The sequence below is a fragment of the Leeuwenhoekiella sp. LLG6367-2.1 genome, assembly GCF_045055775.1.
GTDB lineage: Bacteria > Bacteroidota > Bacteroidia > Flavobacteriales > Flavobacteriaceae > Leeuwenhoekiella > Leeuwenhoekiella aequorea.
This window is the reverse complement of sequence record NZ_CP159331.1, coordinates 1,898,474-1,916,837: the sequence shown is the minus strand read 5'-3', so window position 1 is coordinate 1,916,837 and position 18,364 is coordinate 1,898,474. Positions and strand designations below refer to the sequence as shown.

Genomic DNA, 18,364 nt, shown 5'->3' with positions numbered 1-18,364 from the left:
TAATTAATTTCCGAAATTATATCTCAATGTTAATCCTGATCTAATAGTGGTTTGCGGATATGCCGTTGAAATTGCATACGTAGCAAACGAATGATCATAGTAAAATATCGCAGTAAGGTTTTTACTTAATGCATAATCTGCAGTAAAAGTTAACCCGTAAATATCCTGTCCTGCAGTGATCTGACTATTTTCAATATCTAAATAACGTACAACGGTTTCATTCTGTCTTAACGATAGATCTGCTTTAAAGTTTAAATCACTTTTTAAGATCGTACGTTTCCCTCCTACTCGCGTGGCAAATCTAATATCTTTTAAGCGATATCCTAAACCTATTATGTATTCGTTTCCATGAATTTCCGTAAGCAAATTATTATCAAAGCTTAACGATAAGGTTCGGTCTTTTCTTAATTCAGCTAATATCTTAACCGAATTTTTCATTTCAAAGTCAAGCCTGATTAAAGGAGAAAATATTTCAGTAAGATTAATATTTGAATACAAAACCGGATTTAAGAAATCTCCAGCTTGATTTACTTGAGCATCAGATATATCATTATTTAAACTTCTATCGTAGTTTAAGTTTGTTCTAAACTGATTCACCGTATAACCGGCTTGATAACCATGGTTTACAGAAAAGCGTTTGAAGCGTTTCTTAAACCAATCAAATTTCATCAACCCTGTATATTTTAAATTCCAGTTAGGAAGCGGGAAACTCCTAAACGCTCCCAGAGAGACATTATCTGCATTACCCGGCGTATATGCAGATAAGAATGCAGGAAGCAATACAGCTTGGCTTGTTCTACTAAAACCTACCGGATATCCATTTTCATCACGCGGATATTGATCATTTCCATAAAAATCTTCTGCAAGTCTATTTGCAATTACCAGACGGTTTGACCTAAACTGATTAAAATTTGCAGAGGACTCCAGAGAACTCGAATTAAATGCTGTACCAATCATCAACGTCGAAATACTGTAGTTACCAATAGTATTTCCGGTTAGACTTGTATAGTCAAGAGTAGTAGGATCTACTCTATAATTCTCATTGTAGGTTTCTTGATAAATGCGGTTCATATTTACATCTATCGTAAGGTCTTCTAAAAAGCTAGTTTGAGCTTGAATATCTAATTTACGATTTTCTACCTCGCTATATTGTTCATTATATTCCTGATATAATGTTAACCAACCCTGTCTGGCAGCGTAATCTCGTATTTCTGCCTGACTACCAAATACAAATCCTGTAGAAGGTCTAACCGTACCTAGAAAACCTACACCCGGGAGATAGCCCGGAAGATAGGTACCGTTATTTTGCTCATAATTAACTTGAATTCTTTTAATTCCTGTAGCAAAGCCTACTAACGTATTTGTCGCTTTATCACCAGCACTCAATCTTTGATCATCAGACGTGGTATTAACTGTCTTAGGATTTCCTAATGTAGGCACTGCCTGACTTCTTGCAGACTTACTTGTTACTCCAACCTTCTTTTTTGACAACCCTAAAGCATCGTACAGGGTTTTCATATCTAAAGATGTCTGCAGCGAATGGGTATTTGCATTTTGAACAGAATTTCCTAAATCTGGAATACCTTCTAAGGTTTGTAATTGATAAGAACCCCGTGTCCATTGAAAATCTGCACTATACGAATACGTAGATTTTACAAAATCTAAGTAGGGCAACTTACTAACCGGCAAATCATAATTAATCTGCATAGTTTGATTATGCCTGTCTGGAGTTCCAACATCAAAAAAGCTTGTATAAACATCTCCTGCGTTAGGATCTAAAGAATTATCCGGATTTAAATAATTACGTACTACCCGATTTTGATACTGTTCTAGATTAACACGCAGTGATTTTGTAACTGGATAGTTAATTGCGAAATTTCTGTCAAATTGATAATTGCGTTGCAAATATTCTGGTATAGGGATAGATCCTTCGGTAGCCAGAAGATCTCTAAATCGCTGCTGACTATATTGCCGCGTAATGTTTGAAGTAATATTTACACTAGCCGGTAAATAATTTATATTAAAATCTTTGAGCAGCTTCCAATACTTACTTACAAATAACGAATCATTATTTTTAAATGGCTCATAGGGTTTTGACTTAAATGCAAAGCCATAGGCAGCACCGGCTCTAACATTTTTACTCACAGATTCTTCAATCTCAAAATCTTTATGATCCTCTTGATTGTGACTGTAAGCAAATGTGAAATTTTCAACATCCCACGGCATAGGCTTCTTCTCACCTGTACGCTCTTTTCTTACGCCTATAAAGTTAATGCTTTGTCTTTTTGTACGCTCGATCGCTATATCTTTTATGCGCTCCCTCTCTGCTTCAGAAGCAGCAGATGATAAACGCTCATCAAGTTTAATATCTGTAAAAAGGGGATCGTATTCGGGTGTAATTGTTTCGCCTCCACTAGCATAATTAAAAGGAACCTTTATACCCCATTTTTTAGGAAGCAACTGACCTAAATTTATGTTTGTTACAACATCATAAGATTGCACATCCTCTCTACTGCGTTGATTAGGGCCCGCATCTATGCTTCCAAAACCAACAGTAGATTGACGGGCTGTTCCTGATACAGTCGCAAAATCTGCAAGATTAGCATCTAAATTAACGACACCTGCCCATCCTCCTTGATTTTGAAGACCAGATAATCGAAGTTCGTTAAACCAAGCTTCTGCACAAACTGTATTTTGCCCTTCATCATTGCCATTTTTTAAACCTAGCATCAACAATCTCACGTCACCAAAACTCGGATTTCCTTTAATACCTACTCTCACCTTACCGGTTTCATAAGGAGTTCCTGCAGGGTCAGCTATTAAATTTGCTTCTTCATCAAAATAAGTAATATCATCAACCAGAGTATTAAACTCTCCCCCAAAGAAAACCGCTTTTACTTTTTGCAATATGTCTAAGGACAACTTTAATCTATTTACTTCTGGCCAGATTAAATCTGGACTACTTGTACCAAAAGCTGTAGGACTCAACGGCAATTCGATCTGATAGAAATTCTGTGTCAAATCTGTTCCCATTCTTACTATTGCAACCACTTCATTATCCTGAACAGCTGTTTCATTTAATAGTGATTCTAGATGCACAAACATTTCCAGGTTTTCATATTGACGCATGTCTAACCTGAAATTCTTATAAACAGCACGACTATCTTGCGTCTCTAAATCACAAACCTCTAAAGAAAGTGACTGCTCATTTTGCCTAATATTATTGTTGTTATTTATAAGCTCTTCTCTGTAAACTCCGGGAGGTAAAACATATGGAATGGGATTACGATCATTATTATCTTCAATATTGACTGAGGTTACTTCAAATCGGGTATTTTCTGTATCGGGATCAGACTCATCAGGATCTAAGGTGTACAAATATCTACGGTAATCTCCTCTTACGAGATCAAGTGATCCTAAACGTAGAACGGTAGGTTGTTGCCATCCGCTCATATACATTCGCATAAAGCGTATAGATCGAAAGTCATTAATTCCCCCTTGCTTATTTGTAGCAGCACTAATAGGCACTTTAAATTGATACCATGTGACTGGAAGCGTATTACCATTTTGAAGAGTAACTTCAATATCACGCTGATCTACTATAAATTCATTTTCAATATTTAAACTAGCTCTATTTATATCTAATTGATATTCATAATAGCTATCAACCGTATTCATTGTAAAATCCCGGTTTATATCTTCTGTATCGGGGATGGTAGTTGAACCTCTATTTGTTTGCGACACATCTACAGGCGAATTACCTTCCTGCCCATTGTATTGTTTGTACCTATTTAATATAGATCCGTCTGCAGAAACAAAATATTGATAGTTATCTCCTGCCGGATCGGCTAGACCGGCAAATCCCGGGAAGTTTGCTGCTTCCTGATCATCACTAAGTCCGTCATAACCTACATCTTGATTTGTACGCTGATCACCTTCGGTATCAAATGCGTAAATCAATGCTTGATTAGTAGGCACTTTTCCATATGCTGTAGCTACCGTGTTTGTAGCTCCACCATCCTGAGGCAATCCGTTTTCATATTGCTTACGACCATCCTTAAGAATGTCTTCAGAAATATTACCTAAATTTAAAGTAAGACGGCCTCCGGTATTTGTTGCATTTTCAGCATAAATAAATGGATCCATCATCCAGAATTCTATAAATTCTACATTGGCCTGCTCAAAATCTGTAGAAGCAAAAGATCTCATAATCCCACCAAAATTCTGTTCTGGATTTTCTAAAATCCCATCCTGCGCATCAATACTATAATTATAAGGACCACGCTCCTGAGGATAATAAGCCATATCCAGAGTAAATAAGGCCTGTGTGGTACCTGCTATGATATCTTGCTCAGGAAAAATCTCATCTCTAAACACTCTTCGTGTGGCGTAAGTAGACACATCTGCATCTGTTATACCATCCGGGCGTTGCGATGTATAAAAAATAGGATCTATTGTATACCAGGCAAATTTTGCTCTTCGGTATCCAGCTCTTAAATCTCCATTTGCAAATTCTCCACCAAAATCTACTGGTGAAGAAGCCAGACTCCATTGCAGGGGCGAGCTTATATCTAACGCAGTTTGTGCACCTTCAAAATCATCAATGTACGATGCAGCTAAACCACCAAATTCTGTTGCTTTAGGTTGTCCTGGCATGAGGTAGGCAACCTCACCTCTGAAAGAAACGTTAGAAGGAACATCGGTATCTATATTTGGAAGCTTATTAACAAGGCGAGTTAGAAATGGAACCTCTGTAGAAAAATTAGCATTAAGACCAAAAATGGTGTTATTTATTGGCTCAAAACTATAAGTTGCTTTTTGTGTAAGTGGTCGCTCATTAAGATTAATCAATGTACCACCCAGCATGAAGTTTTCGTTGAACTGGTGTTCTACATTAAGGCCTGTAAAACGCTTTGTCTGCTGACCGAATAGTGAATTGTTTTCAGTAGAAACCTGTATCGGAATTCCCGACCCTTTAAGCGCCTGATCTAAAATAATTACTCTTCCTCGTTGATAGTCTACAGAATAATCTAGTCCTTCTTGAAGAACTCTACCTCCCGCGGTTACGGTAACAGATCCCTGCGGAATATTAAATCCTCCAATTGGAATACCTTCTTCTTGAGTAGATTTAAAGGTACCCTGCAACTGAAATAAATTTTTATCTGCATTATCCTGAGCTATAGTTTTTGTTGAGTTATACAAAGAAGTATAAACATACTTGCGCTGGTTTGCATTATAGGTATCTGGATTCTCGTAATTTTCGGTACCAGAATCTCGCAGTTTATTAAACAGATATTCACCAAAAGGTTCTACTGAGGTAAATATGATACTTCCAGTACTTTGATTAACTGTAAGTCCATTTACATAATCAAAAAAACCATCTCCTCCATTTTGAGGATCTCCAAATGTGGTTAGGTTATCAAGATTAAAAACATTAAGTAAAGGTGTGTTTTGCACATCTTCGGGAAGAGCAGGTCCACCAGCAGCAGCCGTGATATAATTTATGGGCGATGGAGAAGTATATACAATATTCATTCTAAAGCCGTCAGGCTCCAGCTGTCCTACTCCGAGACCATAAATGTTTTTCATCATCAAATCCCAGATAGGCTCATTTACATCTGTAATATTACTTTTTAAAAGTTTTACAATTAGCGCTTGCGATGTACCTCCTTGTCCAGGTGTGATTAAACTATCTAAGATTCCATCATTGTTTACATCTGTCCCTCGTATTTGCCCATTAACCTTAGCATCTGCTCCATCAGCAATCTGATCATTATCGACATCTTGACCATTTTCATTAATACCATCTCCATTTGCGTCAACATCGACAAGATCTGGTATACCATCCCCATCTGTATCTGGGTAGGCCCCACTTGTAGCATCTACACCATCATTAGCAAATTCACCTACTTGATAAACCTGGCCGTTCACGGTGTACTGAAAGGCAACTGCCAGAACCTCATCATTACTTAATCGCTGATTGAGAGATATATATCCTAATTGCGTATTAAGTGTATACTCTGATGTAGTAAGCTGACGCGCATTTTCTAATGAAGCATAATCTGATCCATCTGAAACTTGTACTCCACCAAAACCTTGATTTACTGTAGAAGCATCTCGAATAGCGGGTGTTAAAATTGTTTGACCATTTCCGGATAGACCAAAAGGATTAAAATCATTACTAGAGTTTCTTGGAAAACTACCCGCAGGTAAATTAATGAACCCTGCAGGAATTGTCTGCAATCCTATTTGAGTGGGTGTGGACTCCCCGATGTCCTGAATCGCCACAATATTACGTGTATTCTCAAAGCGTTGAGTACGGTTTGTAACCCATACTTCAACCCGGGTAATTTGAATATTTGAATTTATAAATGGATAGTTTGCAAGCGCTCTATTATACGTATCTCTAAAATACTGCGCTAAAAAATAATGCCTGTTCTCATCATACTCCAGTGCTTGAATTTCAAAATCCTGTAGGGTACCATCTCCCTGAGCTAAAACCTGCTGGGTTTGACTTTGTTGCTCTGAAAATACACCTGTGATTTTTGTTTTCCCAAATTGAAGCTGGGTCTTAACACCAAATAGACTTTGCGAACCTTGGATCAAAGCGCTGTTTAAGGGCATACTCACATTACCGACTTCAATTTTCTGAATAATGTCGTCTTCGTTTGGCGTATATTCTAGCTTAATCTGATTTTGAAAACTAAAACTAGCCTCTGTATCGTAAACAGCATTTACCTGAAGTCGCGTTCCTACTTTACCGAGTAAACTTAAACTTATACGCTGATCAAAATCAAAACTAAAATTCGTACGATTTCTAGGAGAAAAGCTAGGATTATCTTGTTTTGTAAATAAACCACCGATATCCATTTCAACGCTACCCGTAGGAATAAATTCAATATTATTACCTCCGAAAATTGATTCAAACAATCCGGAATTCACGTAAAAATTAGGCAGTAAACTTTTTTGATCTTCTTTTCCTTCTTCAGTTTTACCATCTACAGCGGCAATCTTTTGCTGAAAATAATTACGCATCTGTTCCTTTTGAACAAGTGCTTTAAATTCTTCTGGAGTTAAGATTCGAGGGTAATTTATAGAATACTCCCCTATACTTTCAGTATAAATATATTTATCGGTAAGAGGATCGTACGTGTATTTTGAAATTATAGAATTAGGATTCCTAAGACTAAGTTTACCTAAAGAAAAACCTGTATTTGTAGAATCTTTAGCCTTTTCCTCTTGAGCAAATAAAGACATCGAGCACAAGAATGTGCTTGAAACTAATAGCATTTTTAAAGAAAACCAACGTAGTTTTATAACCAAAGTCTATTATAGTTTTTTAAGGGCTAATTTTATAATTGTTTCTACAGAAGCATCAGGATTTTCACGTACTATACTATCACAAACTTTCTCTGCTTGTTTACGAACGAAGCCAAGAGTCTCTAAAGCTGATAACGCTTCATCCTTATTGGTATTGCCTGAACCTGCTGAAACATCATCTACATCATAAACTTTGAGAATTTTATCTTTTAAGTCTAGAATAACGCGTTGTGCTGTTTTTGCACCAATTCCCTTAACGCCTTGAATAGTTTTTACATCTCCCGTTCCTATTGCTTGCTTAACTTGAGTAGGATCTAACGATGACAACATTGTGCGAGCAATACTAGTACCCACACCACTTACAGATATTAGTAGTTTAAAAATCTCCCGCTCTGATTTTTGAGAAAAACCATAAAGCGTATGTGAATCCTCTTTAATATGAAGATAGGTATAAAGCATTATACTTTCTCCCTCAGGTAAAAGTGAAAAAGTATGTAGCGAAATATTTACAAAATATCCTACTCCTTGACATTCAATAACGACATCTGTATGGTTTTTTTCGACCAACTTGCCTTTTAAAAATGTAATCATCTACTAGAAAAAAGTTAAGGCTCCAAATGTACTAAAATTAATTAGCACATTTGAAGCCTGTTAGATTGAGTACTAGCCTTTAATATCGCCTAAAAGTACCTCTTGTAATTTTTTGCCTTTTTGCTGAGCATCAATAACTGCTACTGCAGCCATATTTACAATTTCATCTACACTTGCCCCAAGTTGAAGAACGTGTACCGGCTTGTTCATTCCCATCATTATAGGCCCTATGTTATCTGCCTTATTTAACTCTTTAATCATTTTATACATGATGTTTGCAGAGTCGATATTTGAGAAAACCAAGGTATTTACCTTTCTTCCCGCTAACTTAGAAAATGGAAATTTGCTCTTTAATAAATCTGCATTCAAAGCAAAATCTGCCTGCACCTCTCCATCTACAGCTAATTCTGGATGGTATTTATGAAGGTAAGAAACTGCCTCTCTAACTTTATCTGCCTGCGGATTTTTTGATGAACCAAAATTAGAATACGAAATCATCGCTATAACCGGCTCCATACCAAATAATCGTACTGTACGCGCAGTCATTAAAGCAATTTTTGCAAGTTCTTTTGCAGTAGGCTCAATATTTATAGAAGTATCTGCCAAAAATAAGGGTCCTCTACTGGTGTTCATTAGGTTTGCTGCAGCTACTTTTTGAACATTTGGCGCAGCTCCTATTACTTCGAGTACAGGTTTTACTGCAGAAGGATAACTGCTGCTATATCCTGTAATCATCGCATCTGCATCCCCTACATTCACCATCATTGATGCGTAGTAATTACGCTGTCTCATGAGTTTTTGTGCATCAAATAAGGTCACCCCTTTACGCTTACGTTCTTGCCAATAAATGTTTGCATATTTATTTAATTTCTCCTTTTCCTCTGGAGTTTTAGGATCTATGATTTCGATATCTGCCTCAAAATCCAATTCCTCCATTAATTCAGCGATAGTCTCTCTGTTTCCTAATAATACAGGAGTTCCTATTCCTTCATCATAAATAATCTGAGCAGCTTTCATAACATCAAGTTGATCTGCTTCAGCAAAAACAACACGCTTAGGCTCTGTCTTTGCACGGTTGAGTATAAGTCTTACAATCTTATTATCAGATCCCATGCGGTCTAATAATTCATCCTCATACTTTTCCCAATCGGTAATGGGTTCTTTAGCCACTCCACTTTCCATAGCTGCTCTTGCAACTGCCGGTGGCACTTTTGTTATTAATCGAGGATCAAATGGTTTTGGTATTATATAATCTGTACCAAAATTTAATCGGGTTTCCCCGTAAGCTATATTTACCTGTTCGGGCACAGATTCTTTTGCAAGTTCTGCTAATGCCTTTACAGCAGCCATTTTCATTTCTTCATTAATCTTAGTAGCCCTAACATCTAATGCACCACGGAAAATGAACGGGAAACCAAGCACATTATTTACTTGATTAGGATGATCTGAGCGACCTGTAGCCATAATGATATCCTTCCGGGTTCTGGTAGCCAAATCGTAATCAATTTCCGGATTGGGATTTGCCATTGCAAATACAATAGGATTAGGCGCCATTGATAATAGCATTTCGGGCGTCACTATATCAGCAATAGAAAGACCTATAAAAACATCTGCATCAACCATTGCTTCATCAAGCGTATCTATTTTTCGGTCTGAAGCAAATTCAGCTTTCTCAACAGAAAGACTTTCTCTGTCGCTGCGTATCACACCACGACTATCTAGCATTACTATATTTTCGTTGCGCGCACCAAAAGCTTTATAAAGTCTCGTACACGATACAGCAGCTGCACCGGCACCACTAATTACGATACGCACTTCTTCCAGTTTCTTTCCGGTAAGTTCAACAGCATTCAATAATGCTGCTGCAGAAATAATAGCCGTCCCGTGCTGATCATCATGCATTACTGGTATATCAAGCTCTGCCTTTAAACGACGCTCAATTTCAAATGCTTCAGGAGCTTTAATATCTTCTAAATTGATCCCTCCAAATGTGGGAGCAATATTTTTTACAGTAGCTATAAATTCTTCTACATCTTTTGTTCCCACTTCGATATCAAATACATCGATACCGGCAAATATTTTAAAGAGTAAACCCTTTCCTTCCATTACTGGCTTAGATGCCTCCGGACCTATATCGCCCAGACCTAATACTGCAGTTCCGTTAGAAATCACGGCTACAAGGTTACCTTTAGCGGTATATTTATAGGCATTCTCAATATCTTTTTCTATTTCTAAACAAGGTTCTGCAACACCCGGAGAATAGGCCAGAGAGAGATCTCTTTGTGACGAATACTTTTTTGTAGGCACCACTGCAATTTTACCAGGAGTAGGTTTTGCATGATATATTAATGCTTCTCTTCTCTTACTTTCTTTGCTCATATTATATTTGTTTACTCTAGTACAAAAATAGACCTAATATTGAATCGCGTTAATTTTATAACAGAATCATTTAAAAAAAATTGGCCCTTATTGATTTAAAAATTATTAATTCTGACTTTATGCTGATTCTGTACTTTTCTAGAACTATAGTTCAAAACTAAAAATTCTCAAACTAAATATATAATTTGAGAATTTTAAGATTGAAAGGTTATGCTTTCTATTCGTAAACTCGTTCTGCGTGTTTAGGTTTTAATCTCAATGCAAGAATTGCAGCTATACCAAAAAATACACCACCAAAGAGAATTGCATTTATCGCGTTTCCTCCTAATAGATATTTGTATATAGGACCAAAAGTCACCGTCTGAATCCCCATAGGAATTACAATCATCATATTTAAAATACCCATATATATCCCGCGCTTTTTCTGAGGCACAATCTTAGATACCATGGTATAGGGTATTCCCATCATTGCAGCCCATCCAATCCCAAATAATATCATAGGCAATAATACAAGTAAAGGATCTGTAATGTAAGGTATTGTGAGTAAAGCTATTGCCGAGCCAAAAAGACTTAGTGCATAAACCTTACGCCCACCAAATTTTAAGGTAAGTGGAACTAATGCAAGCGCCACTACTATTGTAGTTATATTATAGGTTGTACTCATTTTAGCTGCTTGGGCTGCTGCTTGAGACGTATTAAAATTCATTGTTGTACGGAATAACGGCACCGTAAATTGCCAATAGATAAATAATGCATACCATTGAAATAAATAAACTCCCGCTACGCGCCACATAAAACGTGGCATTTCTTTAATTGTGCTTGCAATCTCTACAAATGGGATTTTAACACGCTGAGAGAATGGCAATGCGCGGTGCTCATTAATTTCAGCAAGCTCTTCCTCTGTGGGAGGGATTTCCGGAGTTTTAAGTACAGACCACAGAATTGTCACTACAGATAAAATAGCTCCAATAAAGAATGAATAGTACAGCCACTTAGGAATGGTACCTGCTGCATCTATAGCGCCATCTACACCGCCAAACCAATCTTGAAACAGAAATATGGAAGCGTTGGCTAATACGATACCCGCACCTACAAATAAACTTTGCATCTGGTAGCCCAGGCTTAATTGTTTTGCCGGTAATTTATCACCTACAAAAGCACGGTAAGGCTCCATAGCCATATTATTTCCTACATCTAGTATCCAAAGTAAACCTACTGCAAACCAAAGTGCTGGACTATATGGAAAAGCAAATAAACATAAACTTCCTATTAGCGCACCTATGAGAAAAAAGGGCTTACGACGGCCACCCCATTTGGGAATCCATGTCTTATCTGAAATTGCACCAATTATAGGCTGAATTACGAGACCAGTAATAGGACCTGCAATATTTAAAATAGGCAACATATCATCTGAAGCACCTAAAAATAAAAATATAGGATTTATGGCTGTTTGCTGTAAACCAAAACTAAACTGAATTCCTAGGAATCCAACATTCATATTAAAGATTTGCCAAAAAGAAAGCTTGGGTTTTGGGATAGAACCTAAAATTTTATTCATTTTTAAAAACTAAGTTGATAAATATTGTTTCAACAACCTGCAAGGTCATAAATGATATTCTATAATAAATATAAAACGATGTAGTTTAGAGAATCAATAATTGTGCGCTCAATATACGAGAATAACATATTGAATGGTAGAAAATATTCTAAGTTCCTCAAATTAAAACTTTCCATTTAAAAATTTAATATTCCGCTCTAAGCCTTTGAACTTAGTTCTCTTTACAGGAGATTTTTTAAACAGTGTTGAAAATACTTCTTGAGTAAGTTCTTTCCATTCACTTTTAGAATACTTCAAAATCTCTGGATTAGGATCAAACAAAGGCTCGTTATGTGGCTTTGAAAATCTGTTCCAGGGACAAACGTCCTGACAAACATCGCAGCCAAACATCCAGTCATCCATTTTGTCCTGAGCAAATGAAGGTAATTCATTTTTAAGCTCTATGGTAAAATAACTAATGCACTTACTTCCGTCAACCACATGAGCATCTACAATGGCGTTTGTGGGACAAGCATCTATGCAAGCGGTGCAAGAACCACAGTGATCTGTTACAGGTGTATCATAATCAAGATCGAGATCGATTATTAACTCTGCTATAAAATAGAACGAACCCACCTGCTTTGTTAATAGATTACTATGTTTTCCTACCCAACCTAAGCCGCTCTTTGCGGCCCAAGCCTTATCAAGTACTGGGGCAGAATCTACGAATGCCCTTCCCGCTACTTCTCCTATATTCGCATTAATGAATTCTAGTAATTCTTTTAGCTTATCCTTAATTACAAAATGATAATCTGTACCATAAGCATATTTTGATATCTTATACGTATCCTCTCGCTGCTTCTCATCAGGATAATAGTTTAGAAGCAATGAAACTACACTCTTAGCTCCTGGAACTAGCAATGTAGGGTCTAAACGTTTATCAAAATGATTTTCCATATATGCCATTTCACCGTGCATATTTTTATTTAACCAACTTTCTAATCGTGGTGCTTCCTGTTCTAAAAACCCTGCTTTTGAAATACCACATGACATAAAGCCCAGTCGCTGAGCTTCATCTTTGATAAGTTTCGTGTATTTCAATTTGTTTTCTATCAATCTTTTCGTTTTGAAAATTGAAGAATTGCATTTTTTGGCTTCAAGGTAATCAGTGGTTTAATTTCAATAGGAGAAGACTTATACTCTATTTTATAAACTTTCATAAGCTCATAAATAGTAAGAATCATTTCATACATAGCAAAATTATTACCAATGCACATACGCGGTCCTGCTCCAAAAGGATAATAGTAAGGAGAGTATTTTATAGTTTTATCCTCAAACCGATCTGGGTTAAATACTTCTGAATCTTTAAAATAATTCTCATCCCTATGAATCTCATAAATTGAAAATAATAAATTCGTGTTCGGTTTAATTTCAAAATCTGAAAAAGCATCAGACTCTATACTTACGCGATCAATAAAATAGGCTGGTGGATAGAGTCGCATCGTTTCATTAATCACCTGCTCGGTATACTGTAACCCTTTAAGTTTAAGTAGCAAATCATCCTCATCCTTTAAGGTGATTACTTCAGAATAGATTTTATCTTGAATTGAAGGGTTTCTTGCTAATAATTCCGCAGCAAACGTTAGTGCATTTGAGGTGGTCTCGTGTCCAGCTGTGAATAAGATAAGTATTTCATCGATGAGCTGCTCATCATCCATTGCCAGACCGTTATCATATCGAGCATCGAGTAGCATATCTAATAAATCATCATAACGTTTCCCACTTTGACGACGTTTAGCCACAAAATCATTAAGAATATCACGCGCTTCCCTGGTAAGAGCAAGATTTTTCTCTAATTCACCAGAAAGCTTAAACCACCAAATTAAATAGGGCTGTCTCAATTCTTTGACTAACATTTCTTGAGCAGCTTCAGTAATATATTGAAGTCTATTTATTGCACGTGTATCAACTTCTCCACTAAATAGAGCTTTTACAACAGTTTGAAAAGCAAGGTCGTTAAATACTGGAAATATATTAAATGGCTGGTCAACTTCTATTTTTTCAATTTCAGTAAGTATAGCCTCCTGAATTTTATTGACTAAAGTCTCAAACTGTTTTTTGTGAAATGCCGGTTGTATTAATTTTCGTTGTTTTGCCCAATGCGCGCCATTAGACGTCAATAATTCATTACCTACATATTTGGCCAGATCTTTGGTTTGGATAGCCGACTTTTTATAGTTTTTTTGATTCTTCTGAAGCACATGTTGTGCAAACATGGCGTCTCTAGAGGAAACAACATCTTTTGAAATTCCTAGTTTAAGCCGAAATGTATTTCCTTTTAAATTAAAATTTTTCTTGTGAAACGGTAGCGGATTTTTAAGAATTGCCCTTGCAGATTTTAAAAAACTTAATCGTGAGACTTCAGGTATTTTATTCATACACTAAACCCGTTAAAATAAACCACCTTGCACTGCTCCTTTAATTCTATTCAAGTGCTTATAGGCAGACTCAGTTACTTCTCTTCCCCGTGGCGTACGCATAATAAATCCCTGCTGAATTAAGAATGGCTCGTACACCTCCTCTATTGTTTCAGCACTTTCAGAAACAGCTGTCGCCAAAGTTGTGATACCTACTGGACCTCCTTTAAATTTATCTATAATAGTTGCTAAGATTTTATTGTCCATTTCGTCAAGTCCGTGAGCATCTACATTAAGTGCTTTAAGACCAAAACGTGCAATTTCAATATCTATAGTACCATTTCCTTTAATCTGTGCAAAATCCCGCACCCTACGTAATAAAGCATTAGCAATACGCGGAGTTCCACGACTACGACCTGCAATTTCTATAGCCGCTTCCATACCTATAGGAACCTGCAAAATTTCGGCACTACGTTGTACTATAGTTGTCAACAACTCTGTATTATAATATTGTAATCTAGATGAGATACCAAATCTCGCTCGCATAGGAGCCGTTAGTAAACCAGATCGTGTAGTTGCACCTATTAACGTAAACGGATTAAGATTAATCTGAACCGTACGGGCGTTAGGCCCACTCTCGATCATAATATCAATCTTATAATCTTCCATTGCTGAATATAAATACTCTTCAACAATAGGACTCAGCCTATGAATTTCATCTATAAATAACACATCTCGCTCTTCTAAATTAGTAAGAAGACCAGCTAAATCCCCAGGCTTATCCAAGACCGGACCCGAAGTTACTTTAATACTTACACCGAGCTCATTTGCCAATATATTTGCAAGAGTGGTTTTCCCTAGACCAGGAGGCCCATGAAATAAGGTGTGATCTAAAGCCTCACCTCTACCATTAGCCGCTTGAACAAATATTTGAAGATTCTCAATAACCTGTTCCTGACCTGTAAAATCACTAAAACTTAAAGGCCTCAATGCACGTTCTAAATCGTGTTCTTCTCTACTGAAACCTTCTCCACTAGCATCTAAATTCTCATTCATAATGTAAATATACTAATTACCCTTTGAGCTAAAACTCATTGAGCATTATACCTAAATTAATGTATTAAAAACAAAAAGCCCGCTTTAACAGCAGGCTTTTAAATTATCATTGAAGAATCTTAATGATTCATTTCTTCTTCATTTGGTTGAAGCGGTACAGTCTGAGGAACATAATCCTGACCTGCAAGAACATAATCCGTTTCATCTTCATTTAGCTTGCTGTAGTCATAAGGCCAACGGTAAACACTAGGAATCTCACCAGCCCAGTTACCATGAATATGCTTATGCTCTGTAGTCCACTCTAAAGTATTAGATTTCCAAGGATTCTTCTCTCCTGTTTTACCGTAGAAAATAGAAATTATAAAGTTATATAAAAATACAAGTTGAGCTGCTGCAGTAACAATAGCGGCAATTGTAATCATAACATTTACATCTGCTAAATCATCAAAGTATGGAAATGCTGTGTTTGAGTAGTATCTACGAGGTAAACCAGCCATTCCTATAAAGTGCATTGGAAAAAATACAGCATAAGAACCTATGGCAGTTACCCAAAAGTGTACATACCCTAAATTTTTATTCATCATCTTGCCCTCAAACATTTTTGGGAACCAGTGATAAACACCAGCAAATAGACCATAAAGAGCAGATATACCCATTACCAAGTGGAAATGCGCTACAACAAAATACGTATCGTGAACATTTATATCAAGTGTACTATCACCTAAAATGATACCTGTTAAACCACCCGTAATAAAGGTTGACACAAGACCTATAGAAAATAACATTGCAGGGTTAAATTGCAAATTACCTTTCCATAACGTAGTTATATAGTTAAATGCCTTTACAGCAGAAGGTATTGCAATAAGTAAAGTAGTAAATGTGAATACAGACCCTAAAAATGGATTCATACCCGAAATAAACATATGGTGACCCCAAACAATTGTAGATAAAAATGCAATTGCCAAGATTGACGCAATCATCGCTCTATAACCAAATATAGGTTTACGAGCATTTGTAGCGATAACCTCTGAAGATATTCCTAATGCAGGAAGTAATACGATATAAACTTCAGGGTGACCTAAAAACCAGAATAAGTGCTCAAATAAAACTGGAGAACCACCACTGTTATGCAATACTTCACCACCTATATATATATCTGACAAGAAAAATGATGTACCAAAACTTCTATCCATAATTAGAAGTAAAGCCGCAGATAATAAAACCGGAAACGATACAATACCTATAATAGCAGTAACAAAAAATGCCCAGATTGTAAGTGGTAATCTAGTCATAGACATACCCTTTGTTCTCATATTGATCACGGTAACAACATAGTTAAGTGATCCTAAAAGAGAAGAAGCAATAAATATAGCCATTGAAACTAACCATAATGTCATCCCGGTACCAGCAGATGAAATTGAATTAGGAAGTGCGCTCAATGGAGGATAGATCGTCCAACCAGCGGCAGCAGGTCCAGATTCTACAAATAAAGAACAACACATAATTACTGCTGAAAGAAAAAACAGCCAGTAAGAAACCATATTCAAAAATCCTGAAGCCATATCACGTGCTCCAATTTGAAGTGGTATAAGTAAGTTACTAAACGTACCACTTAGACCAGCGGTAAGTACAAAGAATACCATTATTGTACCATGTATCGTCACTAGCGATAAATAGATACTAGGATCCATAACACCTTCTGGCGCCCATTTTCCTAAAAATATTTCAAAAACTGTAAAGCTTTCATTAGGCCATGCTAATTGAAGTCTAAACAAAATAGACATAGCAATACCTATAATCCCCATAATCAGACCAGTAATTAAATACTGCTTTGAGATCATTTTGTGATCTGTACTGAAAATGTATTTACTTATAAAAGTCTGGTGATGATCGTGATGTGCGTCGTGATCATCGTGAGCATGGTCCAGTGCATTTGAATGTGCTGACATAATCTATTTTCTTTTTTGTATTTTTTTATTCTTGATCTGCAATACTAGCCTTGAAAGTTTCCTGTTGCTTAATCCAAGCTTCGTAATCTTCCTCGCTCTCGACAATTATTTTCATCTGCATATTGTAGTGACTTTCACCACAAATTTTATTACATAGCAAATAGTAATCAAACTCATCATAATCATCTAAAGCCGGCTCTCCTGCAGCTGCAAGTACTTTATTTCTATCGTTACGTATCTTTTGAATAGTACGCATTTTCTCTTTCATGTAATCTGTAGTACGTATATCTTCTGTAGTTACAGTGGGCGTAAATGAAAACTGAGTAATCATACCTGGAACTACATTCATTTGAGCTCTAAAATGCGGCATATACGCAGAGTGTAGAACATCCTGTGAACGTAATTTAAAAATTACTTGTCTACCTACAGGTAAATGTAATTCTTGAGTCACTTTATCATCTTGACCGTCTGCATCACTAGGATCAATACCTACTTGATTTATACCTTCAATAAATCTTACGTTAGCATTACCTAATGTATTATCATCACCTGCATAACGAGCCTTCCAGTTAAAACGCTGAGCATATAATTCAATCACAAGAGCATCTTCATCCTCTTCAAAGTTCATTATATCAGACCACGTAAATAAACCGTATATAATAAGACCGGCAAGAACAATTACAGGAATTATTGTCCATATAAATTCTAATTTATCGTTGTCTGCGTAGAAAAGAGCACGTTTACCTTTTTCTCCTTTGTATTTGTAAGAGAAAAAGTGCAAAAGAAATTGCGTAATAATCTGTACAAACATAATTAGAGCAATGGAGATAAACATTAAGTTATCATACTTGCTACCATGTTCTGACGAAGCTTCTGGTAAGTAAAATTTTGAATAATACCAGAAACAATAAAACATTAAGAAATAAAGAAAGACAGTAAACATGATCATCAATTTTGCATTGACGCTGTTATCTTTATCATTAGCAACTTCTCCAGACACATCTTTCGATTTGCCTTTAGAGAGTGCATATATCTTACTCATTTGCCATAGTGTTACAGCAAAAAGTATAATTACAATAAGTACTAAAAAAACGGTCATTGTTGTGCTTTTTCTC

9 protein-coding genes are annotated in these 18,364 nt (G+C 36.4%); all 9 read right to left on the bottom strand.

Features of this window, described 5'->3' with window-relative positions:
- Positions 1-3: 3 nt before the first annotated feature.
- The 9 genes from sprA to ABVM53_RS08630 all read right to left on the bottom strand — a co-directional run bounded on the left by sprA (position 4) and on the right by ABVM53_RS08630 (position 18,348).
- Positions 4-7,290 carry a cell surface protein SprA gene (gene sprA, locus ABVM53_RS08670; protein WP_405325158.1) on the bottom strand — a complete coding sequence of 2,429 codons (7,287 nt, stop codon included), beginning with the start codon at positions 7,288-7,290 and terminating at the stop codon, positions 4-6.
- 39 nt (positions 7,291-7,329) lie between these two features.
- The gene (gene ruvA / locus ABVM53_RS08665; RefSeq protein WP_128756388.1) at positions 7,330-7,911 is read right to left on the bottom strand and encodes a Holliday junction branch migration protein RuvA; all 582 of its coding nucleotides are present in this window, start codon (positions 7,909-7,911) and stop codon (positions 7,330-7,332) included.
- A 72-nt stretch (positions 7,912-7,983) separates the two neighbouring features.
- Positions 7,984-10,290, bottom strand: coding sequence for an NADP-dependent malic enzyme (locus tag ABVM53_RS08660; RefSeq protein ID WP_405325155.1), 2,307 nt, complete (start codon positions 10,288-10,290; stop codon positions 7,984-7,986).
- Positions 10,291-10,507: 217 nt separating this feature from the next.
- A complete protein-coding gene (locus ABVM53_RS08655; RefSeq protein ID WP_405325152.1) occupies positions 10,508-11,848 on the bottom strand; it encodes an MFS transporter in 1,341 nt (446 codons plus the stop codon).
- Between the two features lie 162 nt (positions 11,849-12,010).
- A complete protein-coding gene (gene queG, locus ABVM53_RS08650) occupies positions 12,011-12,943 on the bottom strand; it encodes a tRNA epoxyqueuosine(34) reductase QueG (protein WP_405325149.1) in 933 nt (310 codons plus the stop codon).
- Complete coding sequence (locus tag ABVM53_RS08645; RefSeq protein ID WP_405325147.1) at positions 12,940-14,265, bottom strand: cytochrome P450; 1,326 nt, start codon at positions 14,263-14,265, stop codon at positions 12,940-12,942. The genes queG and ABVM53_RS08645 overlap by 4 nt, the downstream gene beginning before the upstream one ends.
- A 12-nt stretch (positions 14,266-14,277) precedes the next feature.
- Positions 14,278-15,300: a Holliday junction branch migration DNA helicase RuvB gene (gene ruvB / locus ABVM53_RS08640; RefSeq protein WP_405325144.1), complete on the bottom strand. Its 1,023-nt coding sequence runs from the start codon at positions 15,298-15,300 to the stop codon at positions 14,278-14,280.
- Between the two features lie 119 nt (positions 15,301-15,419).
- A complete protein-coding gene (locus tag ABVM53_RS08635) occupies positions 15,420-17,249 on the bottom strand; it encodes a cbb3-type cytochrome c oxidase subunit I (RefSeq protein WP_206633778.1) in 1,830 nt (609 codons plus the stop codon).
- A gap of 25 nt (positions 17,250-17,274) precedes the next feature.
- The gene (locus tag ABVM53_RS08630) at positions 17,275-18,348 is read right to left on the bottom strand and encodes a cytochrome c oxidase subunit II (RefSeq protein ID WP_405325140.1); all 1,074 of its coding nucleotides are present in this window, start codon (positions 18,346-18,348) and stop codon (positions 17,275-17,277) included.
- Between the last annotated feature and the right edge of the window lie 16 nt (positions 18,349-18,364).

Coding starts and splice junctions, on each gene's coding strand:
- ABVM53_RS08655 (WP_405325152.1), bottom strand. CDS start 11,848: ATGAATAAAATTTTAGGTTCTATCCCAAAACCCAAGCTTTCTTTTTGG.
- ABVM53_RS08635 (WP_206633778.1), bottom strand. CDS start 17,249: ATGTCAGCACATTCAAATGCACTGGACCATGCTCACGATGATCACGAC.
- ABVM53_RS08660 (WP_405325155.1), bottom strand. CDS start 10,290: ATGAGCAAAGAAAGTAAGAGAAGAGAAGCATTAATATATCATGCAAAA.
- ABVM53_RS08645 (WP_405325147.1), bottom strand. CDS start 14,265: ATGAATAAAATACCTGAAGTCTCACGATTAAGTTTTTTAAAATCTGCA.
- ruvB (WP_405325144.1), bottom strand. CDS start 15,300: ATGAATGAGAATTTAGATGCTAGTGGAGAAGGTTTCAGTAGAGAAGAA.
- ruvA (WP_128756388.1), bottom strand. CDS start 7,911: ATGATTACATTTTTAAAAGGCAAGTTGGTCGAAAAAAACCATACAGAT.
- ABVM53_RS08630 (WP_405325140.1), bottom strand. CDS start 18,348: ATGACCGTTTTTTTAGTACTTATTGTAATTATACTTTTTGCTGTAACA.
- sprA (WP_405325158.1), bottom strand. CDS start 7,290: ATGCTATTAGTTTCAAGCACATTCTTGTGCTCGATGTCTTTATTTGCT.